Origin of the sequence: Paraburkholderia sp. JHI2823, assembly GCF_038900695.1 — a bacterium.
GTDB classification, from domain to species: domain Bacteria; phylum Pseudomonadota; class Gammaproteobacteria; order Burkholderiales; family Burkholderiaceae; genus Paraburkholderia; species Paraburkholderia mimosarum.
The window spans coordinates 242,960-264,374 of record NZ_JAYMRY010000006.1 but is presented as its reverse complement, the minus strand read 5'-3'; the positions used below and the strand labels follow the sequence as shown (position 1 = coordinate 264,374).

General features: G+C 67.0%; 17 protein-coding genes. 3 read left to right on the top strand and 14 right to left on the bottom strand.

Annotated elements, in window-relative coordinates:
- Positions 1 to 78: 78 nt before the first annotated feature.
- The 3 genes from VSR34_RS10190 to VSR34_RS10180 all read right to left on the bottom strand — a co-directional run bounded on the left by VSR34_RS10190 (position 79) and on the right by VSR34_RS10180 (position 4,096).
- On the bottom strand, positions 79 to 753 hold the full coding sequence (locus VSR34_RS10190; RefSeq protein ID WP_342962422.1) for a LysE family transporter: 675 nt from the start codon (positions 751 to 753) through the stop codon (positions 79 to 81).
- A gap of 126 nt (positions 754 to 879) precedes the next feature.
- Complete coding sequence (locus VSR34_RS10185; RefSeq protein ID WP_028211562.1) at positions 880 to 2,349, bottom strand: NAD-dependent succinate-semialdehyde dehydrogenase; 1,470 nt, start codon at positions 2,347 to 2,349, stop codon at positions 880 to 882.
- Between the two features lie 163 nt (positions 2,350 to 2,512).
- Complete coding sequence (locus VSR34_RS10180; RefSeq protein ID WP_028230520.1) at positions 2,513 to 4,096, bottom strand: UbiD family decarboxylase; 1,584 nt, start codon at positions 4,094 to 4,096, stop codon at positions 2,513 to 2,515.
- A gap of 635 nt (positions 4,097 to 4,731) precedes the next feature.
- Between VSR34_RS10180 and VSR34_RS10175 the strand changes: the two genes are divergently transcribed.
- The gene (locus VSR34_RS10175) at positions 4,732 to 5,964 is read left to right on the top strand and encodes a lytic transglycosylase domain-containing protein (RefSeq protein WP_028211564.1); all 1,233 of its coding nucleotides are present in this window, start codon (positions 4,732 to 4,734) and stop codon (positions 5,962 to 5,964) included.
- A gap of 103 nt (positions 5,965 to 6,067) precedes the next feature.
- On the opposite strand, the gene VSR34_RS10170 is transcribed toward VSR34_RS10175, so the two are convergent.
- From VSR34_RS10170 to VSR34_RS10150, 5 genes are all read right to left on the bottom strand, one after another.
- Complete coding sequence (locus VSR34_RS10170) at positions 6,068 to 7,261, bottom strand: pyridoxal phosphate-dependent aminotransferase (RefSeq protein WP_342962421.1); 1,194 nt, start codon at positions 7,259 to 7,261, stop codon at positions 6,068 to 6,070.
- Between the two features lie 95 nt (positions 7,262 to 7,356).
- Entirely contained in the window at positions 7,357 to 7,791 is a 435-nt protein-coding gene (gene nusB, locus VSR34_RS10165; protein WP_342962420.1) for a transcription antitermination factor NusB, read from the bottom strand.
- Complete coding sequence (gene ribH / locus VSR34_RS10160) at positions 7,788 to 8,303, bottom strand: 6,7-dimethyl-8-ribityllumazine synthase (RefSeq protein WP_028211567.1); 516 nt, start codon at positions 8,301 to 8,303, stop codon at positions 7,788 to 7,790. Before ribH ends, nusB begins: the two co-directional genes overlap by 4 nt.
- A gap of 57 nt (positions 8,304 to 8,360) precedes the next feature.
- Positions 8,361 to 9,527: a bifunctional 3,4-dihydroxy-2-butanone-4-phosphate synthase/GTP cyclohydrolase II gene (gene ribBA / locus VSR34_RS10155; protein ID WP_028211568.1), complete on the bottom strand. Its 1,167-nt coding sequence runs from the start codon at positions 9,525 to 9,527 to the stop codon at positions 8,361 to 8,363.
- A gap of 81 nt (positions 9,528 to 9,608) precedes the next feature.
- Entirely contained in the window at positions 9,609 to 11,438 is a 1,830-nt protein-coding gene (locus VSR34_RS10150; protein WP_036018814.1) for an ABC transporter ATP-binding protein, read from the bottom strand.
- A 59-nt stretch (positions 11,439 to 11,497) separates the two neighbouring features.
- On the opposite strand from VSR34_RS10150, the gene VSR34_RS10145 reads away from it, so the two are divergent.
- Entirely contained in the window at positions 11,498 to 11,785 is a 288-nt protein-coding gene (locus VSR34_RS10145; protein ID WP_342962419.1) for a hypothetical protein, read from the top strand.
- Positions 11,786 to 11,865: 80 nt separating this feature from the next.
- Here the strand turns inward: VSR34_RS10145 and VSR34_RS10140 are convergent, their stop codons facing one another.
- From VSR34_RS10140 to hemL, 3 genes are all read right to left on the bottom strand, one after another.
- Positions 11,866 to 12,504, bottom strand: coding sequence for a riboflavin synthase (locus tag VSR34_RS10140; protein ID WP_028211570.1), 639 nt, complete (start codon positions 12,502 to 12,504; stop codon positions 11,866 to 11,868).
- Between the two features lie 34 nt (positions 12,505 to 12,538).
- Complete coding sequence (ribD, locus tag VSR34_RS10135) at positions 12,539 to 13,657, bottom strand: bifunctional diaminohydroxyphosphoribosylaminopyrimidine deaminase/5-amino-6-(5-phosphoribosylamino)uracil reductase RibD (protein ID WP_342962418.1); 1,119 nt, start codon at positions 13,655 to 13,657, stop codon at positions 12,539 to 12,541.
- Between the two features lie 93 nt (positions 13,658 to 13,750).
- Positions 13,751 to 15,076, bottom strand: a complete 1,326-nt coding sequence (gene hemL, locus VSR34_RS10130; RefSeq protein WP_342962417.1) for a glutamate-1-semialdehyde 2,1-aminomutase — start codon at positions 15,074 to 15,076, stop codon at positions 13,751 to 13,753.
- 451 nt (positions 15,077 to 15,527) lie between these two features.
- Between hemL and VSR34_RS10125 the strand changes: the two genes are divergently transcribed.
- Positions 15,528 to 16,760: a Bcr/CflA family multidrug efflux MFS transporter gene (locus VSR34_RS10125; RefSeq protein ID WP_342962416.1), complete on the top strand. Its 1,233-nt coding sequence runs from the start codon at positions 15,528 to 15,530 to the stop codon at positions 16,758 to 16,760.
- Between the two features lie 71 nt (positions 16,761 to 16,831).
- On the opposite strand, the gene VSR34_RS10120 is transcribed toward VSR34_RS10125, so the two are convergent.
- The 3 genes from VSR34_RS10120 to zwf form a co-directional block, all read right to left on the bottom strand.
- Positions 16,832 to 18,748, bottom strand: coding sequence for a bifunctional transcriptional regulator/glucokinase (locus VSR34_RS10120; RefSeq protein WP_342962415.1), 1,917 nt, complete (start codon positions 18,746 to 18,748; stop codon positions 16,832 to 16,834).
- Entirely contained in the window at positions 18,729 to 19,430 is a 702-nt protein-coding gene (gene pgl / locus VSR34_RS10115) for a 6-phosphogluconolactonase (protein ID WP_028211575.1), read from the bottom strand. The genes VSR34_RS10120 and pgl overlap by 20 nt, the downstream gene beginning before the upstream one ends.
- 93 nt (positions 19,431 to 19,523) lie before the next feature.
- Positions 19,524 to 20,990 (bottom strand): glucose-6-phosphate dehydrogenase, encoded by a 1,467-nt coding sequence (gene zwf / locus VSR34_RS10110; RefSeq protein ID WP_028211576.1) that lies wholly within the window; start codon positions 20,988 to 20,990, stop codon positions 19,524 to 19,526.
- Positions 20,991 to 21,415 lie beyond the last annotated feature (425 nt).

The following is a 21,415-nucleotide window of genomic DNA, read 5'->3' as shown; positions in this document are numbered from 1 at the left end:
CCAGAAACGGCGCAACGCCGGCGCACGCCGCGTTTCGCCGTTTCCTATTGCGCCCGAGCCGGACATGCCTGACCCCCATCACGTTGAGCCGGCGCCTTGCAGAATCAGATCGTGGTAGCCGTGCACGATCACGCTGTACGAAAAGTATGCGAACAACAGCGCCGAGAGCACGTGGCAGGCGCGCAGCAAGCCGGCGCCGGCGCGCTTGCGGCCATGACTCGCGAGGCTGCATAGGAAAAGCGTCCAGCCGAGGCCTCCCGCGAAAAAGCCCAGCAGGAAGATAGACGCCGCACTTGCGCTCGTCGCGCCCGACTTGGCGATGAGCGCGCCGCCAACGGCCGCAAACCAGAGAATCGCACTCGGAGACGACAGCGCGAGCACCACGCCGCGCACGAAGCTGCGCCACGGTTTCGGCAGCGGCGCGGCGCTATCGGCTTCGCCTTCCACGGGCGGCGCCGAGGCAGGATAGAGCGCTTCGCGTGCCATTTTCCAGGTCAGCATGAGCAGCAGGGCGGAGCCGCCGATCCACACGATCCAGCGGACCGCCGAAAACTGCAGCAGCGCGGCCATGCCCGCCAGCGCCAGCGCGGCATAGATGAGATCGCCGAAGCACGAGCCGAGGCCAAGCCAGAAGCCCGGCCGAAAGCCGTGTGTGAGGGTGAGCGAAATGATGGCGACGTTGACGAGACCAATGTCGAGGCAAAGCGAAAGCGACAGGAAAAAACCATCGGACAGCAGAGAAACGTGAGACATGAAAACGATTTCTTGTTGGTATGGATTGCATGCCGCGCCGGCCCACCCGCGCGAGCGAAAGCGGGCGACATGAACGTTGGCGTCAAATGCGGTTCAAGCGCGGCTCAAGCGCGCCTTAAACGTGCCTCAGACGCCAATACACAGATACTTGAGCTCGACATATTCGTCGATGCCGTACTTCGAACCTTCGCGTCCGAGACCCGACTGCTTCACGCCGCCAAACGGCGCGACCTCATTCGAAATGAGCCCCGTGTTGATCCCGACCATCCCGTACTCGAGCGCTTCCGCCACGCGCCAGACGCGACCAAGGTCGCGGCTGTAGAAGTACGAGGCGAGGCCGAACTCCGTGTCGTTGGCAAGGCCGATCACCTCGGCTTCGTCGCTGAAGCGGAACACGGCGGCGACGGGGCCGAAAGTTTCTTCGCGGGCGATCAGCATTTCGCGCGTGACGTCGGCGAGCACGGTGGGCTCGACATAGCGGCCCGAACTGGCCTTGCCGCCCGCGACGAGTCTCGCGCCCTGGGCCGTCGCATCGTCGATGTGCTGCGTGACCTTGGCGACGGCTGCATCGTCGATCAGCGGCCCCTGGTTGACGCCGCTCTCGAAGCCATTGCCCACCTTGATCTTGCGCGAAGCGGCCGCGAGTTTTTCGACGAAGGCGTCGTATACCTTGTCGTGCACGTAGAAGCGGTTCGTGCAGACGCAGGTCTGGCCCGCGTTGCGGTACTTCGAGATGATCGCGCCTTCCACGGCGGCGTCGAGATCGGCGTCGTCGAACACGATGAAGGGCGCGTGGCCACCCAGTTCGAGCGCGATCTTCTTGACTGTCGGCGCGCACTGCTGCATGAGGATGCGGCCCACCGGCGTCGATCCCGTGAAGGACAGATGGCGCACGACGTCGCTCTCGCACAGCGCGCGGCCGACCTCGATGGAGTTCGCCGAGTCGGCGGTGACGACATTGAACACGCCCTTGGGCACGCCCGCGCGCTGCGCGAGTTCGGCGAGCGCGAGTGCGCAAAGCGGCGTTTGCTCGGCCGGCTTCACGACGATCGTGCAGCCCGCGGCGACGGCGGGGGCGACCTTGCGCGTGATCATCGCGATCGGGAAATTCCACGGGGTGATCGAGACGCACACGCCGATCGGCTGCTTGAGCACGACGAGCTTGCGGTCGCTCGCGGGGCTCGCGAGCACGTCGCCGTTCACGCGCTTGGCCTCCTCGGCGAACCATTCCAGGAACGACGCGCCATACACCACTTCGCCGCGCGCTTCGGCGAGCGGTTTGCCTTGCTCGGCGGTCATGATCGCGGCGAGGTCGTCGGCGTGCTCGATCACGAGGTCGAACCAGCGCCGCAGCACGGCCGCGCGCTCCTTGCCCGTCTTCGCGCGCCACGCCGGCAGCGCGGCACTGGCGGCCGCGATGGCGCGCCTCGCCTCGTCGGCGCCGAAGTCGGGCACCTGGGCGATTTCGGCGTTGTCGGCGGGGTCGAGCACGGCGAACGTCGCCGCACCACCGCTCCACTCGCCGTCAATGTACGCGCGGGTCTTGAAGAGCGCGGGATCATTCAGTTGCGTCAGGCGCTCCGATGCGGACAACATCATCATCGTCTCTCCTCAGGTTCACCTGGCGTCGCGGCTCTTGCCGTGTGCGAGGCGCGATGCGGTAAGCGCGGCGTCGCGAAACAGGCGTCGCGGATGAATCGGCCGGCCCCTCGGGTGGGGCGCCGCGCCGGATCATGCCCGGTCGCGCGGCGCCTGAGCGCTAGCCGCGGCTCAAGCCCAACTCGTCGTAGAGACGGTCGACGCGGGTTTTCACGGCCGGGTCCATCTCGATTGCCCGGCCCCATTCGCGGTCCGTTTCGCCGGGCCACTTGTTGGTTGCATCGAGCCCCATCTTCGAACCGAGGCCCGCCACCGGCGACGCGAAGTCGAGGTAGTCGATCGGCGTATTCTCGACGAGCACCGTGTCGCGCGCCGGATCGATACGCGTGGTGATCGCCCAGATCACCTCCTTCCAGTCGCGGATATCGACATCATCGTCGACCACGACGATGAACTTCGTATACATGAACTGGCGCAGGAAGCTCCACACACCGAACATCACGCGTTTTGCGTGCCCGGGGTAGCTCTTCTTCATCTGCACGATCGCCATGCGGTAGCTGCATCCCTCGGGCGGCAAATAGAAGTCGGTGATCTCGGGAAACTGCTTCTGCAAGAGCGGCACGAACACTTCGTTCAACGCCACGCCGAGCACCGCGGGCTCGTCGGGCGGTTTGCCCGTGTACGTCGAATGGTAGATCGCGTCGCGGCGCATGGTGATGCGTTCGACCGTGAACACGGGGAACCATTCCTGTTCGTTGTAGTAGCCCGTGTGGTCGCCGTAGGGGCCTTCGAGCGCGTGCTCGTAGGCGGCGCTCGCGCCTCTGGCGGGGCGCGGCGGTGCGCCGGCGGGCGCCGGGCCGGGCTCGCCCGCCTGCGGGTAGATGAATCCTTCGAGCACGATCTCGGCGCGTGCGGGAATCTGGAGCGTGTCGACGCCGGGCGTGAGGCATTTCGCCAGCTCCGTGCGGGCACCGCGCAACAGGCCCGCGAACTGGTATTCGGAAAGCGTGTCCGGCACCGGCGTAACGGCGCCGAGGATCGTCGCCGGGTCGGCGCCGAGCACGACCGCGACGGGATAGGGCTTGCCGGGGTGCTTCAGCGCGAACTCGCGGAAATCGAGTGCGCCGCCCCGGTGAGCGAGCCAGCGCATGATCAGCTTGTTGCGGCCAATCAGCTGCTGGCGGTAAATGCCGAGGTTCTGGCGCGTCTTGTTGGGCCCGCGCGTCACCGTCAGGCCCCAGGTGACGAGCGGGCCGGCGTCGCCTGGCCAGCAGGTCTGGATGGGCAGCTTCGCGAGATCGACGTCGTCGCCCTCCCAGACGATCTCCTGGCAGGGCGGCGCGCTCACGGTCTTCGGCGCCATGTCCCAGACGGCCTTGGCAAGGGTGAGGAGCTTGCCCGCATCCTTCAGGCCGCGCGGCGGTTCGGGCTCTTTCAGCGCCGAGAGCAGGCGTCCGACGTCGCGCAGCGATTCGAGCGCGGCACCGTCGCCCTCTTTGGCGGTGTCGGGCGTGTCGATGCCCATGCCGAGCGCGACGCGCCGAGGTGTGCCGAACAGATTGCCGAGCACGGGGAACGCGTGGGTCGAACGGTTCTCGAAAAGGAGGGCGGGACCGCCGGCGCGCAGGACGCGGTCGCACAGTTCGGTCATCTCCAGCACCGGGGAGACAGCTTGCGGGACGCGGCGCAATTCGCCGAGCGTCTCCAGGCGACCAACGAAGTCGCGCAGGTCTTTGTATTTCATCGGGGTCGGTCGTGGCAACTGTAACTCGGTGGGCAACCGGCAGGCCCATTCGCACGGCAGGATTCCGGGGCCGTATCGGTGGCTGCGCATTACGGCCAGCAACAAGGGCGACCGTAACAGAAGGTTACGATTGTCGATTTTACCTGTGTCGGGTGGCGCTCGTTCGCGGCGAGTCCGCATAACCGGGCGCTGCGGCGCCTGGCGCGCGGTTTGGAGCCCGATGAACACCGTTTATCATAACAAATAGTTATAGATTTGAATTTCTATAGTATTGACGATCTATAACAGGCTGCTAGAATCCGTCCACATTGGTTGCAGGGTTTGAAATTTTTAGCCACCTTCCCGGTCCTTCAGACGCAACGCGTCGCCGTTTTGCCGAATCCCTGCACGGCTTGCATACGGTCTAGATTGGTTTTCCTCGTCAGCGCTCCTCATGCGCTGGCTGTTCGCGTGAGAACTCCCGCTGCGCGCACATTGCGTGCCTGATTGTCGAGAGGAGTTCCACCCACGGCATTCTTGCCGTTTTCCCGACGCCGCTGCCGCACCAGCCAGGGCGCGCGGTGTCTTGATCCTGCGATTGGCCGTCTGCTTCTGCCGACCCATCTGCCGGATCATGCAACATGGGAGATCTGTAGATGAATACCTGGTTATCGTGGTGGCGCGCCGATGAGCGTGTAGCTCTTGGATTCCGTGCGCTGCTGCGTCGTGGCACCCGCTTGAGCCACCACCTGTTCAGCATTGTTGGCGGTTGTGCCGTTCTGCTCGCGCTTGCCCTGTGGCTGCTACCCACGTGGCGCGGCACGCTGGCCGCGCGCCTGATGCCGTTCGTCTCGGCGGCGGTGCAGGCCGGTCCGGCACGTCTGCTGCAAGGCAATCCGCTGCCCTCATTCGCGCCCCCGGGCGTAGCCACTCACGAGGACAACGCCGATGGCGCGATGCTGCCGACGGCGCTCGTGCCCGATACGCGCAATCTGCCCAACGCGGTCAATGTGGCGGCTAATGCAGGCGTTTCGTCCGCGGGTTCGGACAGCACTGTCGCGAAGGTTGCGACCTCGGTGTCGAACGGCGGTATCGCCACGCTCGACGCCGTGACGCTCAACGGCCTCGATCCGCGCGCGCTGCCGAGTGTGGGTTCGCTCGCGCGCATGATTCCGCCCCAGCGCATCGCGGCCGACGCACGCGACGACCGCGCGCTCGTTTCGGCGCGCGAGCAGGCGCTCGTCGCCACGTATCTGGCGCGACGCTACCGCGTGGCGCAGGAGCCAGTGGGCGAGCTCGTGAAGGCGGCGTTCGACACCGGCCGCGAAGTCGGGATCGATCCGCTCCTGATCCTCGCCGTGATGGCGATCGAATCGGGCTTCAACCCGTTCGCCGAAAGCGGTGTGGGCGCGAAGGGCCTCATGCAGGTCATGTCGAAGGTCCACTCGGACAAGTTCCAGTACTTCGGCGGGCAGCGCGCGGCGCTCGATCCGCTCGCGAACATCAAGGTTGGCGCCCTGGTGCTGAAGGATTGCATCGCGCGCGGCGGCTCGCTGCCGGGCGGTCTGCGCCTGTACGTCGGATCGACCTCGCAGGACGACGGTGGTTATGGCGCCAAGGTGATGGCCGAGCGCGGCCGTCTGCGCGACGTCGCACGCGGCCGCAATGTGCCGGTCAACGCACCGCAGGCGCCGGTCACCAGCACGGCCAGCGCGCCCGCGCCGCAGAAAGTGGCCAGCATCACAGGCGACAAGCGCGTGCACGTGACGCTCGACAGCGCTCACGCGCTGGATGACAAGACGTCGTCGCCGAAGAGCGCGTCCGGTCAGGACGACGCCAGCGCGAGCACGGCGGCCCAGAAGCACGGTTCGTCCGAAATGGGCGCGTGAGCGTCGCGGGCGTCTGGCTGAAAGAGCGGTCAAACGAAAAAGCATGAAAAAGGCACCCGAGGGTGCCTTTTTCTATTGCTCGACCAGTTCCGATCGGTGCGGATCAGCGTCCGAAGAAGGTACGCAGCCGGCCGACCGCTTCTTCCAGGCGCTCGTATGCCGTGGCATAGGAGAGGCGCACATACTGGCGCGGCGCGGCCAGGCCGAAGTCCATGCCCGGCACCATTACGGTGCCTGCGTCGTGCAGCATCGCGCGGGTGAGCGCGTCGCTGTCGCCGGCGGCGGGGTGCGCGACGTTCGAGCAGTCGGCGTAGACGTAGAACGCGCCGTCGGGCATTACGGGCACCGTGAAGCCGAGAGATTCGAGCGCGGGCGCGATGAAGTCGCGGCGCCGCTTGAATTCGAGCCGGCGCGCTTCGTAGATCTTCAAGGTCTCCGGCTCGAAGCAGGCGAGCGCGGCATGCTGCGCGAGCGCCGAGGCGCAGATGAAAAGGTTCTGTGCGAGCTTTTCGAAGGCGCCCACGAGCGAGGGTGGCACCACGAGCCAGCCCAGCCGCCAGCCGGTCATGTTGAAGTACTTCGAGAAGCTGTTGACGGTCACGACGTCGTCGCCGAACGAGAGCGCGGAGACGGGCGGCGCATCGTACGAGAGCCCTTGATAGATCTCGTCGACGATCGTGAAGCCGCCGCGCGCACGCACGCTTTGCACGATGCGCTTGAGCTCGTCGGGCTCGATCGAAGTCCCCGTGGGGTTCGACGGCGAAGCCAGCAGCACGCCACGCGTGCGCGGCGCCCACAAGCGCTCGACGTCGGCGGCGGTGAGCTGGAAGCGCGCCTCCGGGCCGCTCGGCACGAGCACCGGCTTGCCTTCCGCGGCGGCCACGAAGTGCCGGTTGCAGGGATAGCAGGGGTCGGGCATCAGCACTTCGTCGTCGCGGTCCACGAGCGCCGTGCAGGCGAGCAGAAGCGCCGCCGAGGCGCCCGCCGTCACGACGATGCGCGCCGGGTCGACCGTAAGGCCATACGCGTGCTGGTAGTGCGCGGCAATCGCCTCGCGCAGCGCGTGGATACCGAGGGCGTTCGTGTATTGCGTGACGCCGCGGCGCAGCGCCGCGGCCGCGGCCTCGACCACGGGCTCGGGCGCCGTGAAATCCGGCTCGCCAATGCCCATGTGGATGATGTCGCGTCCTGCGCGTTCGAGCTTCGCGGCTTCCTTCGCCAGTTCCATGACGTAGAAAGGCTGGATTTCGTCGACGCGCGCGGCTAGCCGCAGGAGCGGTTCGGCAACGGTGTTCATGCGGGTATTTCCAGTACTGACAGATCACGCGACGCGCGGGGCGGGGCGCTCAGGCGCTTCCGAGCGCCCCCTTGTTGCCCCGGCTGCTCGCGTTGTTACGACTTGCGGGCGTTTTGCGCTTCGGGGGCGCGCAGTTGCGCCGCGAGCTTGTCGAGCACGCCGTTGACGTACTTGTAGCCGTCCGAGCCGCCGAAGGTCTTGGTGAGCTCGACCGCCTCGTTGATCACGACGCGGTACGGAATGTCGACGTGATGCTTGAACTCGTAGGTCGCGACGAGCAGCACCGCCCGTTCGACGGGCGAAAGCTGCTCGATCGGACGGTCGAGGCACGGTGCGATGGCGGCGGACAGTTCGTCCGACTCGCGGATCACGCCGTGCAGGATCGCATCCAGATGCTCGTGATCGGCCTTGTCGTAGCCCTGCGAACCGCGCAGCTGCGCGTCGATCTCGCCGGCGGGCACACCCGACAGCAGCCACTGATACAACCCCTGCGTGGCCAGTTCGCGGGAGCGGCGGCGCGCGCTCTTCATTGCTGTTCCTCTTCGTCTTCCTCGTCTTCCTCGTCGTCGTCGCCGCCGTCGAGCTGCTCCAGCGCCACCGTCAGGTTGGCCATTTCGACGGCCACGCGCGCGGCGTCACGACCCTTCTCGGTCATGCGCGCCACGGCCTGCTCGTCGTTCTCGGTGGTGAGCACGGCGTTCGCGATGGGCACGTTGAAGTCGAGCGAAACGCGCGAGATGCCGGCGCCGCTTTCGTTCGAGACGAGTTCGAAGTGGTACGTTTCGCCGCGCACGACCGCGCCGAGCGCGATCAGGGCGTCGAACTGGCCGCTTTCGGCGAGCTTTTGCAGCGCGAGCGGAATCTCGAGTGCGCCCGGCACGGTGACGAGCAGCACGTCCTCGCCCGTCACGCCGAGGCGCTCGAGCTCTTCGATGCAGGCGTCGGCGAGGCCGTTGCAGACGGGTTCGTTAAAGCGCGACTGGACGATGCCGATGCGCAGTCCGTCGCCGTCGAGGTTCGGTTGGTATTGTCCGATTTCCATGTGGTGTCCGTAGGTTCGGTTGAGCGTGGTGACGCGTAAAAGGAGCGCGACGCGACTTCAGGCGCGCGACGAAGCAGGATCAGCGGCTTCCGGCAGGCAGGGTGCTTGCGCTTCGCTGCCTGGCATCGGCACGAAGCCGGTGACTTCGAGACCGTAGCCCGACATGCTGCCGAGGCGGCGCGGCTTCGAGAGCACCTGCATGCGGCCCACGCCGAGTTCGCGGAGGATCTGCGCACCGATGCCGTAGGTCTTGAAGTCCACGGGCCGGCGTGCGAGCGCCTCCGCGCGCTCTTTCTGGTCGAACGCCTTGAAGACGTCGATCAGGTGTTCTTTGGTATCGCCGCAGTTGAGCATGACGATCACGCCCAGGTCGCGCGCGGCGATCTCGCGCATGGCGGCGTCGAGCGTCCACGAGTGCGTGGATGCGCCCGTTTCGAGCAGATCCAGCACCGAGAGCGGCTCGTGCACGCGCACGGGCGTGTCGACGCCCGGCTTGGGCGTGCCGCGCACGAGCGCGATATGCGGCGTGCGCGTGGGATGGTCGACGTACATGATCGCGCGAAACGCGCCGTGCGCGGTTTGCATGGTGCGCTCGGCCACGCGCTCGACGATCGATTCGGTGCGGCTGCGGTAGTGGATCAGGTCGGCGATGGTGCCGATCTTCAGACCGTGCTCCTGCGCGAACTCCATGAGGTCGGGCAGGCGCGCCATCGTGCCGTCGTCCTTGATGACTTCGCAGATCACCGCGGCCGGCGTCAGGCCCGCGAGCGCGGTGAAGTCGCAGCCCGCCTCGGTGTGGCCCGCGCGCACGAGCACGCCGCCGGGCTGCGCCATGATCGGGAACACGTGGCCCGGCTGCACGATGTGCTCGGCGCGCGCGTCGTGCGCGACGGCCGTCTGGATCGTGCGGGCGCGGTCGGCGGCGGAAATGCCGGTCGTCACGCCTTCCGCGGCCTCGATGCTGACCGTGAACGCGGTGCCGTACTGCGTGCCGTTGCGGTAGGTCATGAGCGGCAGGTTGAGCAGCTTGCAGCGCTCCTGCGTGAGCGTGAGGCAGACCAGCCCGCGGCCGTACTTCGCCATGAAGTTGATGGCCTCGGGCGTCACGAACTCTGCAGCGATGACGAGGTCGCCCTCGTTTTCCCGGTCTTCTTCGTCGACGAGGATGACCATCTTGCCGGCTTTGAGTTCGGCGATGATCTCAGGGGTGGAGGCGAGCGTCATGTTGGGATTCTGGCTGCGATTCTGACTGAAAGGCCACATTTTACGCCACGCGGACGGGCGCGTCGCCCAGAACGCGCCGCTTCAGCGCAGGATCACGTCGTCGGCCAGCCCCTTGGTCAGTTCCAGCGCCTGGCGCTCGAACAGTCGCCGGTACAAGCCGTTTTCGCGGCGCACGAGCGCGTCGTGGGTGCCTTCCTCCGCCACCCGCCCGCGCTCGAGCACGAGCAGCCGGTCGAGCGCGCGCACGGTCGAGAGCCGGTGGGCGACCACCACGGTCGTACGCCCCTCCATGAGCCGCTCCATGGCTTGCTGGATCAGCACTTCGCTTTCGCTGTCGAGGCTGGAGGTCGCTTCGTCGAAAATCAGGATCGGCGCATTCGCGAGGAATGCGCGCGCGATCGCCACGCGCTGGCGCTCGCCGCCCGAGAGCTTCACGCCGCGCTCGCCCACGAGCGTGTCGTAGCCGTGCGGCAGCGCCATGATGAAATCGTGGGCGCTCGCCAGTCTCGCCGCGCGCTCGATTTCGGCATGCGTCGCGCCCGGCCGCGCGTAAGCGATGTTTTCGGCGAGCGAACGGTGGAACAGCACGGGTTCCTGCTGAACGATGGCGATCTGCGAGCGCAGCGACGCCTGCTGGACGCGCGCGATGTCCTGTCCGTCGATCGTGATGCGGCCGCCGGTAACGTCGTAGAGGCGCTGGATCAGCTTGATCAGCGTGGTCTTGCCGGAGCCGGAATGCCCCACCAGTCCCACGCGCTCGCCTGGCGCGATGCGTAGCGTCAGGTTTTCATAGAGCGCCCTTTCGTCCGCGCCGTAGCGGAACGTCATGTTCTCGAAGCGGATGTCGCCCTGATCGATCACGATGGGCGGCGCGTCGGGCTCGTCTTCGATGCCGAGCGGCGCCGCGTCGAGCGTGACGAGTTCCTCCATGTCGTTGACCGAGCGCTGCAGGTTGCGCACGTGCATGCCGACGTCGCGCAGATACCCCTTGAGCAGGAAGAACAGCGTCAGCGCGAACGTGATATCGCCGACGCTCGCGAGGCCCCGCGCCCACAGCAGGAGGGCGGCCCCGAGGATGGCCGCCTGCATGCCGACGAGCAACGCGCCCTGCACGCCGCCGTTGAGCGTGCCGCGCCGCCAGGTGCGCCGCGTACGGCTGCTCCACTTCGACACGACGCGCGCGAGCCGCGCCTCTTCGCGCGCCTCCGCACCGAAGGCCTTGACGACGGCATTGCACGAAATGGCGTCGGCGAGCGCGCCGCCCATCCTCGTGTCCCACTGGTTCGCGAGGCGTGCCGAGGGCGCGACGTAGAAGAGCGAGAGCGAGACCGTGATCCCCAGATACATTGCGGAGCCGAGCCCGACCACGAGGCCCATCACGTGCCATTGCAGGGCGAGCAGGACCGTCGAGCCGACCAGCATGATGAGCGAGGGGAAGAGGGCGACGAGCAGCGTGTCGTTGAGCAGATCGAGCGCCCACATGCCGCGCGTGACCTTGCGCACGGTCGAGCCGGCGAAGCTGTTCGCATGCCAGTCGGTCGAGAAGCGCTGCACGCGGTGGAACGCGTGCGTGGCGATCTCGCTCATCATGCGCAGCGTGAGCGCGATGATGTTGCGGTAGGCCGCCTGGCGCATGATCGTGCCGCCGAGCCCCAGCGCCGTGAGCGCCCAGAACGCGACGACGGCCGCATGCCACGCGGCGGCGTTGCCGGCCGCGCCGTCCCGGCTCAGGGCGTCGACCAGCTGGCCCGCGTAGTGCGGCGTGAGCACGTCGGCGAGCGCGCCGAACAGCGAGGCGAGGGCCACGGCCGCGACGCGCACCGGCTGGCGGGACCAGTGCCGGAAGGTAAAGCCGAGGACCTTGCGGAACGTTTGTCCGCCGGAATCGGGTTGATTGTCTGGTTCTGTCATGGACAGCGTGTCCCGGACGTGACGCCCGAGGACTCTCCTGAACGGAATGAAGCGTTAACGTGAAAAAACGCGAAGAACGGGATTCGCGCGCCCGGGCCATTGCCCGGCGGCCCAACCTCGAAGTCGCGGATAAATTCGTGGAACTGCGGCGCGCGGCGTTCGAAAACATGCCGCGCCGCGCGCGCTATGGCAGCGCTGGGAGCGGGAACGTCGCGTTGCAAGACGCGACATGCAACATCACCCGGACCATCGGCATGGCGGCGCTCGTTTCAATTGTTGCCAACTGGGCCTCCTTGTTCGATTTGGGTGGTGAGTGGAACGCGGCGCGCCGTGCGGCGAGCGCGTGAGAAAGGCTAGATTCTATCAGCGCCCAGGCGAGCCTGCTTGCACTCGCCCAGGGCATGCGTGGCGCTGGGCCCGCGGTTCGTCAGTCTTGCGCGGCCGCGTTGGCGGCTTTCTCGGCTGAGAGCATCCGCTCCACATACCGCGCGATCAGATCGATCTCGAGATTCACCTTCGTGCCGGCCTGAAGATGCTTCAGCGTGGTCACTTCCACGGTGTGCGGAATCAGGTTGATCGAGAATTCGCAGCCGTCGGCGCGGTCGTCGACCGAATTGACGGTCAGGCTCACGCCGTTCACGGTGATCGAGCCCTTGTAGGCGAGATAGCGGCCGATATCGGCCGGCGCGAGAATGCGCAGTTCGTGCGACTCGCCCACAGGGGCGAAGCGCGTGACCGTGCCGAGGCCGTCCACGTGGCCCGAGACGATGTGGCCGCCCAGGCGGTCGTGCGCGCGCAGCGCCTTTTCGAGATTCACTTCGCCCGTTGCCGCGAGGCCCACGGTGCGGTTCAGGCTTTCGCGCGAGACGTCGACGTCGAAGCTCACCGCCGACTTCTCGATGACGGTCATGCATGCGCCCTGGATCGCGATGCTGTCGCCGAGCTGCACGTCGTCGAGGCCGAGGCTGCCCGCGTTGACGGTGAGGCGCACGCCGGCGTCGGCATCCGTGCCGAGCGGGCGGATCGATTCGATGCGGCCCACTGCCGCGACGATTCCGGTAAACATCGTGCTGTTCCTTGTGTTCAGTGCATCTGTGAGGTCAGGCGTCCTGCGTCGTGACGACGCGCGCCAGAATGCGCAGGTCGTTGCCGATGCGATCGACGGAATGGAAGGCGAGGCGCGTGCGCTCGTCGAGTGTCGCGGGTGCGGCGATGTCGATCATGCCGAGCGAGTTCGTGCCGAGCAGCGACGGCGCCACGTAGACCAGCAGCTCGTCCACGCAGCCTTCGCGCAGCAGTGAGCCGTTGAGCTTGTAGCCGGCCTCCACGTGCAGCTCGTTCACGCCGCGCGCCCCCAGCTCGCCGAGCATGGCGGGCAGATCGACCTTGCCGTGCTCGTTGCCGAGCGCGACGATTTCGGCGCCGCGTGCGCGCAACGCATCGGCGCGTTCTTCGTTGCTCGCGTCGAGCGAGGCGCAAAACACTAGCGTAGGCGCGCCCACAAAGATCTGCGCGAGCGGTGAGACGTCGAGCCGACTGTCGATCAGCACGCGCCTCGGCTGGCGCGGCGTGTCGACGGCGCGCACGGTCATGCGCGGGTCGTCTTCCTTCACCGTGCCGATACCCGTGAGGATGGCCGAGGCCCGCGCGCGCCAGGCGTGGCCGTCGGCGCGCGCCGCTTCGCCCGTGATCCATTGGCTCTCGCCAGAGGGCAGGCCAGTGCGGCCGTCGAGCGATGCGGCGACCTTCATGCGCACCCACGGACGCTTGCGCGTCATGCGCGAAACGAAACCGATGTTGAGCTCGCGCGCCTCGTTGGCGAGCAGCCCGCAGCGTACGTCGATGCCCGCGTCGCGTAACATCGCCAGTCCGCGCCCGGACACGAGCGGGTTCGGGTCCTCCATCGCCGCGATCACGCGAGCGACCTTCGCCTCGATCAGCGCGTTCGCGCAGGGCGGCGTGCGGCCGAAGTGGCTGCACGGTTCGAGCGTGACGTACGCGGTCGCGCCGCGCAGGTCGTGGCCGCGCGCCCGGGCGTCCTTCATCGCCTGGATTTCGGCATGATCCTGGCCGGCAGGCTGCGTGAAGCCTTCGCCGATCGCCACGCCATCCCTCACCAGCACGCAGCCCACGCGCGGGTTCGGGTCAGTCGTGTAAAGGCCGCGCTGCGCGAGGGCGAGCGCGCGCTCCATGTGGACGAAATCGGATTGCGAAAACATCGTCGGGCTTTCTCCCGGGCGGCGGTCAGGGTGGGGGGCGGCGGGGCGCGTCACCTCGCCTTCCGGCGATGGCGTGGCGCGCCTTGCTGCGCTTCATTGCGTCACGTTTTCAGCCGCGGCTTCCGCAGCGAACGCGCGGCGCGCGGCATCGATCGTCTCGTCGAGGAGCGCCTCGTCGTGCGCGCTCGACACGAAGCCCGCCTCGTAGGCCGAGGGCGCGAAGTAGACACCCGCATCGAGCATGCGATGGAAGAAGCGGTTGAAGCGTGCGATGTCGCTCCTCGTGACTTCGGCGAAGCTGCCCGGCACCGAGTCGGCGAAATAGAGGCCGAACATGCCGCCCACCGAATCCGCGACGAACGGGACTTTCGCTTCTTGCGCGGCTTCGGAGAGGCCTTTCGCGAGACGCGCGGTCTTCGCCGTGAGCTGCTCGTAGAAGCCGGGGGCCTGAATGAGCTGGAGCGTCTTCAGGCCCGCCGCGACGGCGATCGGGTTGCCCGAGAGCGTGCCCGCCTGGTACACCGAGCCGTTGGGCGCCAGGTGATCCATGATTTCGCGACGGCCGCCGAACGCCGCCGCCGGCATGCCGCCGCCGATCACCTTGCCGAGGCACACCAAGTCCGCCTCGACGCCATAGAGCGCCTGCGCGCCGCGCAGCCCGACGCGGAAGCCGCACATCACTTCGTCGAAGATCAGCACGCTGCCGTGCTTCGCGGTGAGGCTGCGCAATGCGCCGATGAACTCCGGCGTGGCCTTCACGAGGTTCATGTTGCCCGCGACCGGCTCGACGATCACGGCAGCGATCTCGTCGCCGAACGCCTTGAACGCTTCTTCGAGCGCCGCGACGTTGTTGTATTCGAGCACGGTGGTGTGCTTCGCGATATCGACGGGCACGCCCGACGAGGTCGGGTTGCCGAACGTGAGCAGGCCCGAGCCGGCCTTCACGAGCAGGCTGTCGGCGTGGCCGTGGTAGCAGCCCTCGAACTTCACGATGCGGTCGCGCTTCGTAAAACCGCGTGCGAGACGCAGCGCGCTCATGGTCGCCTCGGTGCCGCTCGACACCATGCGCACCTGCTCCATCGACGGCACGATCTTGCAGATTTCCTCGGCGATCTCGATCTCGGCCTCGGTGGGCGCGCCGAACGAGAAGCCATTGGCAAGCACGCGCTGCACGGCTTCGAGCACTTCCGGATGCACGTGGCCGACGATCATCGGGCCCCACGAGCCGATGTAGTCGATGTAGCGCTTGCCTTCGGCGTCCCAGAAGTACGGGCCCTGGGCGCGCTCGATGAAGCGCGGCGTGCCGCCGACCGAGCGGAACGCGCGCACGGGCGAATTCACGCCGCCCGGAATGGTGCGCTGGGCGCGTTCGAAGAGGGCTTCGTTGCGGTTGTGCGTGCTGGACTGGGTGTTGGACATGAGTGCTGGACCTGCGAAAGTGGTGTGGCGAGTGCTGGGCAGGCACGCGCGGACGTGGCCGGCGAGCGAGCGCTGTGCATCCGGGGTGCGCCGACGTTCGCGCCTGCAGTGCGCGGGGGGACGAACCCGTGCCGCGGCGCCAGGGCCCGCGCGACGGGGCCGATCTCACGAAATTGTACCGGAGTCACGCCGATCGGGCGGGGCAAGGGTTGGCGCAAGCTGCGAAGATGCCGCTTGTTGACTGGAGTCTGAGAGCCGATAGTCGTCAGGTACAATTCGGCGGCACCGTTGCCGCTTTTTCGCCGCCTCTCGTTCAGCCTCGCGCCGCTTTGCGCCGCCTGGTGCCGGGGCGGCAAAGAATCGGCCATGAATCGGCAAAGAATCGGCCACAAATCGGCCCACGACCTCAAGAGCGCGCGCGAGCCGAGCACCGTCCGCCGCCACCTACACCATGTCCCATTCCCCGCGCCGCCGGCCCGATGGCCGGCTGATCCTGCTGCTGGGCGCGCTCGCCGCCTGCGGCCCGCTCGCCACCGACATGTACCTGCCGAGCCTGCCGGCCATCGCGCAGTCATTCGGCGTGAGTGCCGCCGCAGCAGCTTCGACGCTCACGAGCTTCATGGCCGGCTTTTCGATCGGCATGCTGCTCTACGGTCCCATGTCCGATGCCTACGGCCGCCGCCCCGTGCTGCTGGGCGGCATCGCGCTCTTCACGGTGGCCAGCGTCGGCTGCTGGTTCTCGTTCTCGGTCGGCGAACTCGTGATCGTGCGCTTCCTGCAGGCGCTCGGCGCGGGGGCGGCCTCCGTGCTCGCGCGGGCCATCGCGCGCGATGCCCATGAGCCATCCGATGCGGCCAAGGTGCTCTCGATGGTCGCGATCGTCACGGCGATAGGGCCGCTGCTCGCGCCGCTCATCGGCGGACAGTTGCTGCTGATCGGCGGCTGGCGTGTGGTGTTCGGGGCGCTCACCCTGTTCGGCCTCGCGTGCGGCGTGGCAGCCTACCTGCGCGTGCCCGAGACCTGGCCGTCCGAAAAGCGCGAGAGCGCGGCCGTGCTGCGCTCGTTTGCGGCCTACGGGCGATTGCTGCGCGATCCGCTCGTCTGGGGGCATATGCTCTGCGGCGGCATGGCGTTCGCCGCGATGTTCACCTATATCTCGGCCACGCCGTTCGTCTACATCGAGTATTTCCACGTTTCGCCGCAGCATTACGGATTCTTCTTCGGCGCTAACGTATTCGGCATCATGCTCGGCAACTTCCTCAACACGCGCTTGATCGGGCGTCTCGGCACCTTGCGCATGATTTCGCATGCGGCGGCGCTGAGCGCGGGCGCGTCGCTCTTCGTCGCGTTGATGTGCGTGACCGGTTGGGGCGGCCTGTGGTCGATCGTGGCGGGGCTGTTCTTCGTCGTGGGCGTGGTGGGTCTGCTCGGTGCGAACTGCGCGACCGATCTCATGTATCGCTACCCGAAGAACGCGGGCGCGGCGGCGGCCGTGTTCGGCGCGACGCAGCTCGGCCTCGGCGCGCTCGCCAGCGCCGTGGTGGGGTCGTTTCCGGGGGTATCGCCGTTCGGCATGGGGGTGACGATCGGCGCGTGCGGCGTGCTGACATGGTTCGGGCGCGCCCTCGTCGTGAAGTGGCATGGCACGCCGGCCCCGGGCGCCGCGCAAACGGCAGCATCCTGAGTCGAACCGATCGCCGAAGAAAAATGGGACGCCGAGGCGTCCCATTTTTTATTGCCCCGATCGAGCCTGCCTTAGTCGCGCGCCGTGGACGACGCGCCGTGGCTCAGCCAGTCGAGCACGGCCGAGGCGTCGTCGTCGGCATGCTCGCGGGCCTTTTCGACGGCGTTGCTCAGGTCCGCATCGGGCGACGCGCGGCGGATCGCGACGCCCACCGCGAGGATGTCGATCATCAGCAGATGGAGGATGCGCGAGATCATCGAAAGCTGCGATTCGCGCATTTCGATGTGATCGGTTTCGAGCGCCACGGTCGCGCGCTTGGCGAGCGGCGTGTTGCTCGAGGTGATGGCGATCACCTTCGCGCCCGCCTGCATGGCGACGTCGAGCACGCGCAGCAGTTCCGGCGCACGGCCCGACTTCGAGATGGCCACGATCACGTCGCCCTTGCCGAGCAGCGCGGCGGAGGCCGCCTGCATGTACAGGTCGCCATAGGCGATCGTCGGGATGCCGAAACGGAAGAACTTGTAGTGCGCGTCCTGCGCGACGATGTGCGAGTTGCCGAGCCCGTAGAACTCGATGCGGCGCGCGCCGTTGAGCAGCGAGATGGCCTGCTCGACGTGCTCGAAGTTCAGGTGTTCGCGCAGCTGCAAAATCGCCGAGACGGTGTTGTCGAGCACCTTCGCGCCGAAGTCGGTGGCCGTATCGCCCAGGTGCACCTGGCTGTGGCTCACCGGAATCGTGCCCGTCAGGCCCGTGGCGAGCTTGAGCTTGAAGTCGGAAAGGCCCTGGCAGCCGAGCGAACGGCAGAAGCGGATGACGGTGGGCTGGCTCACGTCGGCCTTGCGCGCGATGTCGACGATCGGATCGTTGATGATCGAGCGCGGATGGTTGAGCGCGAGGTCGGCCACGCGGCGCTCGGCGGGCGTGAGCGCATCGCGCATCTGGCGGATGCGCTCGAACACGGCCGACGAACCGCCGCCCGCGCGGTTCGAAAGCTGCTCCGCGAGAATGGCCGAGACGCCGAGGAACGCCGGATACTCGGCCGTGATGACGTAGGTGGGCACGTTCGAGAGATAGGTGTCGAAACGGCCCTTCGCCTCGAAGCGCTGGCGGAACGACGAGCGCATGAAGAGTTCGCCCAGACGCGGCACCACGCCGCCGCCGATATAGATGCCGCCGAGCGAGCCGAGCGTCATCGCGATGTTGCCCGCGAAGCTGCCGAGAATGCCGCAGAAGCATTCGACGGTCTCGAGCGCGAGCGGCTCGCCATCATGGGCGCGCTTCACGACCTCGGCCGGGTCGATATCCGCGGGCAGTTTCTTTTTGTCGCGCGCGGCCAGCGCGCGATAGATGAGCTCCACGCCCGGTCCCGCGCACACGCGCTCGAACGACACGTGCGGCCACTTCTTGCGCGCGAACTGCAGCACGATGTCTTCGCGCTCGTCCTGCGGCGAGAAGCTGGCGTGGCCGCCTTCGCTGCCGAGCGCGATCCAGCGGTCGTCGGCGGGAATGAGGCCCGATACGCCGAGACCCGTGCCCGGCCCGAGCAGGCCGATCACGCTGTTCTGGCGGCGCTGGCCGCCGCCCACCTGCACGCGCTGCGAATCGGTAAGGCCCGGCAGCGCCATGGCGAGCGCGGTGAAGTCGTTCACGACGAGCAGCGTATCGAAGCCGAGCGCGCGGCGCGTCGCTTCGATCGAGAAGGTCCAGTCGTGATTGGTCATGCGCACCTGGTCGCCGTCGACCGGATTCGCAATCGCGATGGCCGCATGATTCACGCGGCCGATCTTGTTGTCTTTCAGGTATTGCTGGATCACGTCCGCGACGCCCGGATACTGCGCGCACGGATACACGCGCACCTGGCCGATTTCGCCCGGGCCCGTTTCCAGCGCGAAGCGCGCGTTGGTTCCGCCGATGTCGGCGAGCAGCCTCGGTCCGTCCGCGTGCTGGCCTGCGCCAGGGGCGTTTTTATTAGGCGCACCAGTAGACATCGAGTCTCACTCCCTTGTCGTTCGCCAGCTTCGAGATGGCGTTGTTTTGTTCGGCCGCGGCGGCCTGTTGCAGCACTTCGAGCTTGCGCTGTCCGGCGATCAAGAGGAACAGGCGATCGACCTGGCGCAGCGCCTGCATCGACCACGAGACGCGCGCGTGCGGCGCCGCCTGCGGATGCACGGCGACGAACGGGCGCGCGGTCGTGATGGCCTCGTGCCATTCGGGGGCGTCGGCGAAGATCGAGGCCGTGTGGCCGTCCTCGCCCATGCCGAGCACGGCGACGTTCGGCAGCATGCGGGCCGGATCGGCGTTGAGCGCGGCGACGTGCGCGTCGAGATCGTGCGCCACGTCCACGAGCGGCAGGAAGCGCGCGTGGGCCGCTTCGTGCGTGAGCAGCGTCTCGCGCGCGAGGCGCGCGTTGCTCGCGGGATCGGTTTCGGGCACCCAGCGGTCGTCGACCAGCGTGACGTCGATGTGCGCCCAGTCGAAGCGATGCGTCGAAAGGGCCTCGAGGAAGGGGCGCGGGCTCGTCCCGCCGGAGACAGCGAGCGTTGCACGGCGCGCCGTCGCGCCGGGCGCGGCTTGCTGGGCGGCGAGCGACGCCTGCAGCGCGTCGCCCACGGCTCGCGCCAGCGCGTCGGACTGGACGCGCGGGTCGTCGAATACGTGAAGCTCGATCACTTCTCCTCCATGCTGCTTTCTTGTAGGTCTACGGGGTCGTTCATCTTTGCGTTCCGGCGTCGCGCGAACCGGGCGCGCCGCCATGTCATTCCATCAGTTCTCTTCTTCGAGCCAGCAGGTGCCGTGCTGCGCGAGCATCGCGCTCGAAGCCGCCGGTCCCCACGTGCCCGCCGCGTACGGCTTGGGCGCGCGGGGCGTTGCGGCCCATTCGTTCAGGATCGGCTCGACCCACCTCCACGCCGCTTCCTGCTCGTCGCGGCGCACGAAAAGCGCGAGGCGGCCGTTGATCACGTCGAGCAGCAGGCGCTGGTAGGCCTCCATCTGGCCTTCGCGGAAGAACCGGTCGAACGCGAGATCCAGATGCACGCTCGCGAGATTCATGCCTTCGCCGGGCTGCTTCGCGAGGCAGTAGAGGCGGATGTTCTCGTTCGGCTGCAGACGGATCACGAGGCGGTTCGCGCCCGGGCGCAGCGCCGGCGCGCCGAGCGCCGAATGCGGCACGGGGCGGAAGTTCACGACGATCTCGGCCACGCGGTCGGCAAGCCGCTTGCCGGTGCGCAGAAAGAAGGGCACGCCCGCCCAGCGCCAGTTCTCGATCTCCACCTTGAGCGCGACGAAGGTCTCGGTGTGGCTGTCGGGCTTCACGCCTTGCTCGGTCGCATAGGCCGGCACCGACTGGCCGCGGATCACGCCCGCGTGATACTGCCCGCGCACCGCGACCTTGCCGATATCGAGCGGGTTGACCGGTTTGAGCGCGCGCAGCACGCGAAGCTTTTCGTCGCGCACCGAATCCGAATCCATCGAATGCGGTGGCTCCATGGCGACGATCGAGAGCAACTGCAACAGGTGATTTTGCACCATGTCGCGCAGCGCGCCAGTGTTGTCATAAAAATCGCCGCGCGCTTCGACGCCCAGTTCCTCGGCAATCGTGATCTGGATGCTCTCCACCCATTCGCGGCGCCACAGCGGCTCGAAGAGCGCGTTGCCGAAGCGCAGCGCGAGCAGGTTCTGCACCGGCTCCTTGCCGAGGTAGTGGTCGATCCGGTAGATCTGGCCTTCGGCGAAGATCTCGCCCACGGCGTCGTTGATGGCATTCGACGACTTGAGGTCGTAGCCGAGCGGTTTTTCCAGCACGATGCGCGCGTTCTCGTTCAGACCCACGGCGGCGAGCGCGCGGCAGATCGGCACGAAGAGCGAGGGGCCTGTGGCCAGATAGAACACGCGGATGCCGGGCAGGGCCGCGATGCCGTCGCGCAGGTGCGTGAAGTCTTCGGCGCGCGAGAGATCGAGCTTCACATAGACAATGCGCTCGAGAAAGCTGGCCCACGCCTTGTCGTCGTAGCCGCCGTTTTTGGCGACGTGCGGCTTGACGTGGTCGTCGACCCACTGGACGTATTCGGCACGATCTTCTTCGTGACGCGCAACGCCCACGATCTTGCCGGTTTCCGCGAGCATGCCTGAACGGTGCGCTTCATACAGGGCCGGGAGAATCTTGCGCATCGACAGATCGCCGGTGGCGCCGAAGAGCACGAACGTGAAACCTGAATCGGTGTTTTGCATGAGTCTCCGTCACTGTCCTGAGGGGCCGCAGCAGGGTACATCGGTTGCCCTGAGAGTGGGCGCGATGGGGGCGATCGGGCGGCCGTAGTCCGATAAAATTTTTTTTGACACTGAATTGTAGTTTAACTACAATCCAAATCAAGAGGTAACGTTCAATCGATGAAAAAAGCGTGAGGCGCGGCCTTCAAGGCGGTCTGGTGCGGTTTCCCGAGCGGACGGAATGCCCCCTCATGGTAATGGAGAACATCGCGGGACAAAGCCCGGCTAGATACTGAGTCGTGCGCCCGGTTCGCCACGTGATGGGGCTTCAACGCCGCGTGACGCAAGCGGCACCTCGGCCGGCCAGATGGCCGGTGAAAATCAAAAGAGGAGACAGTCAAGTTGCATTCCGAACCACTCATCTCTTGAGCGTCCTGCGGCCGGTA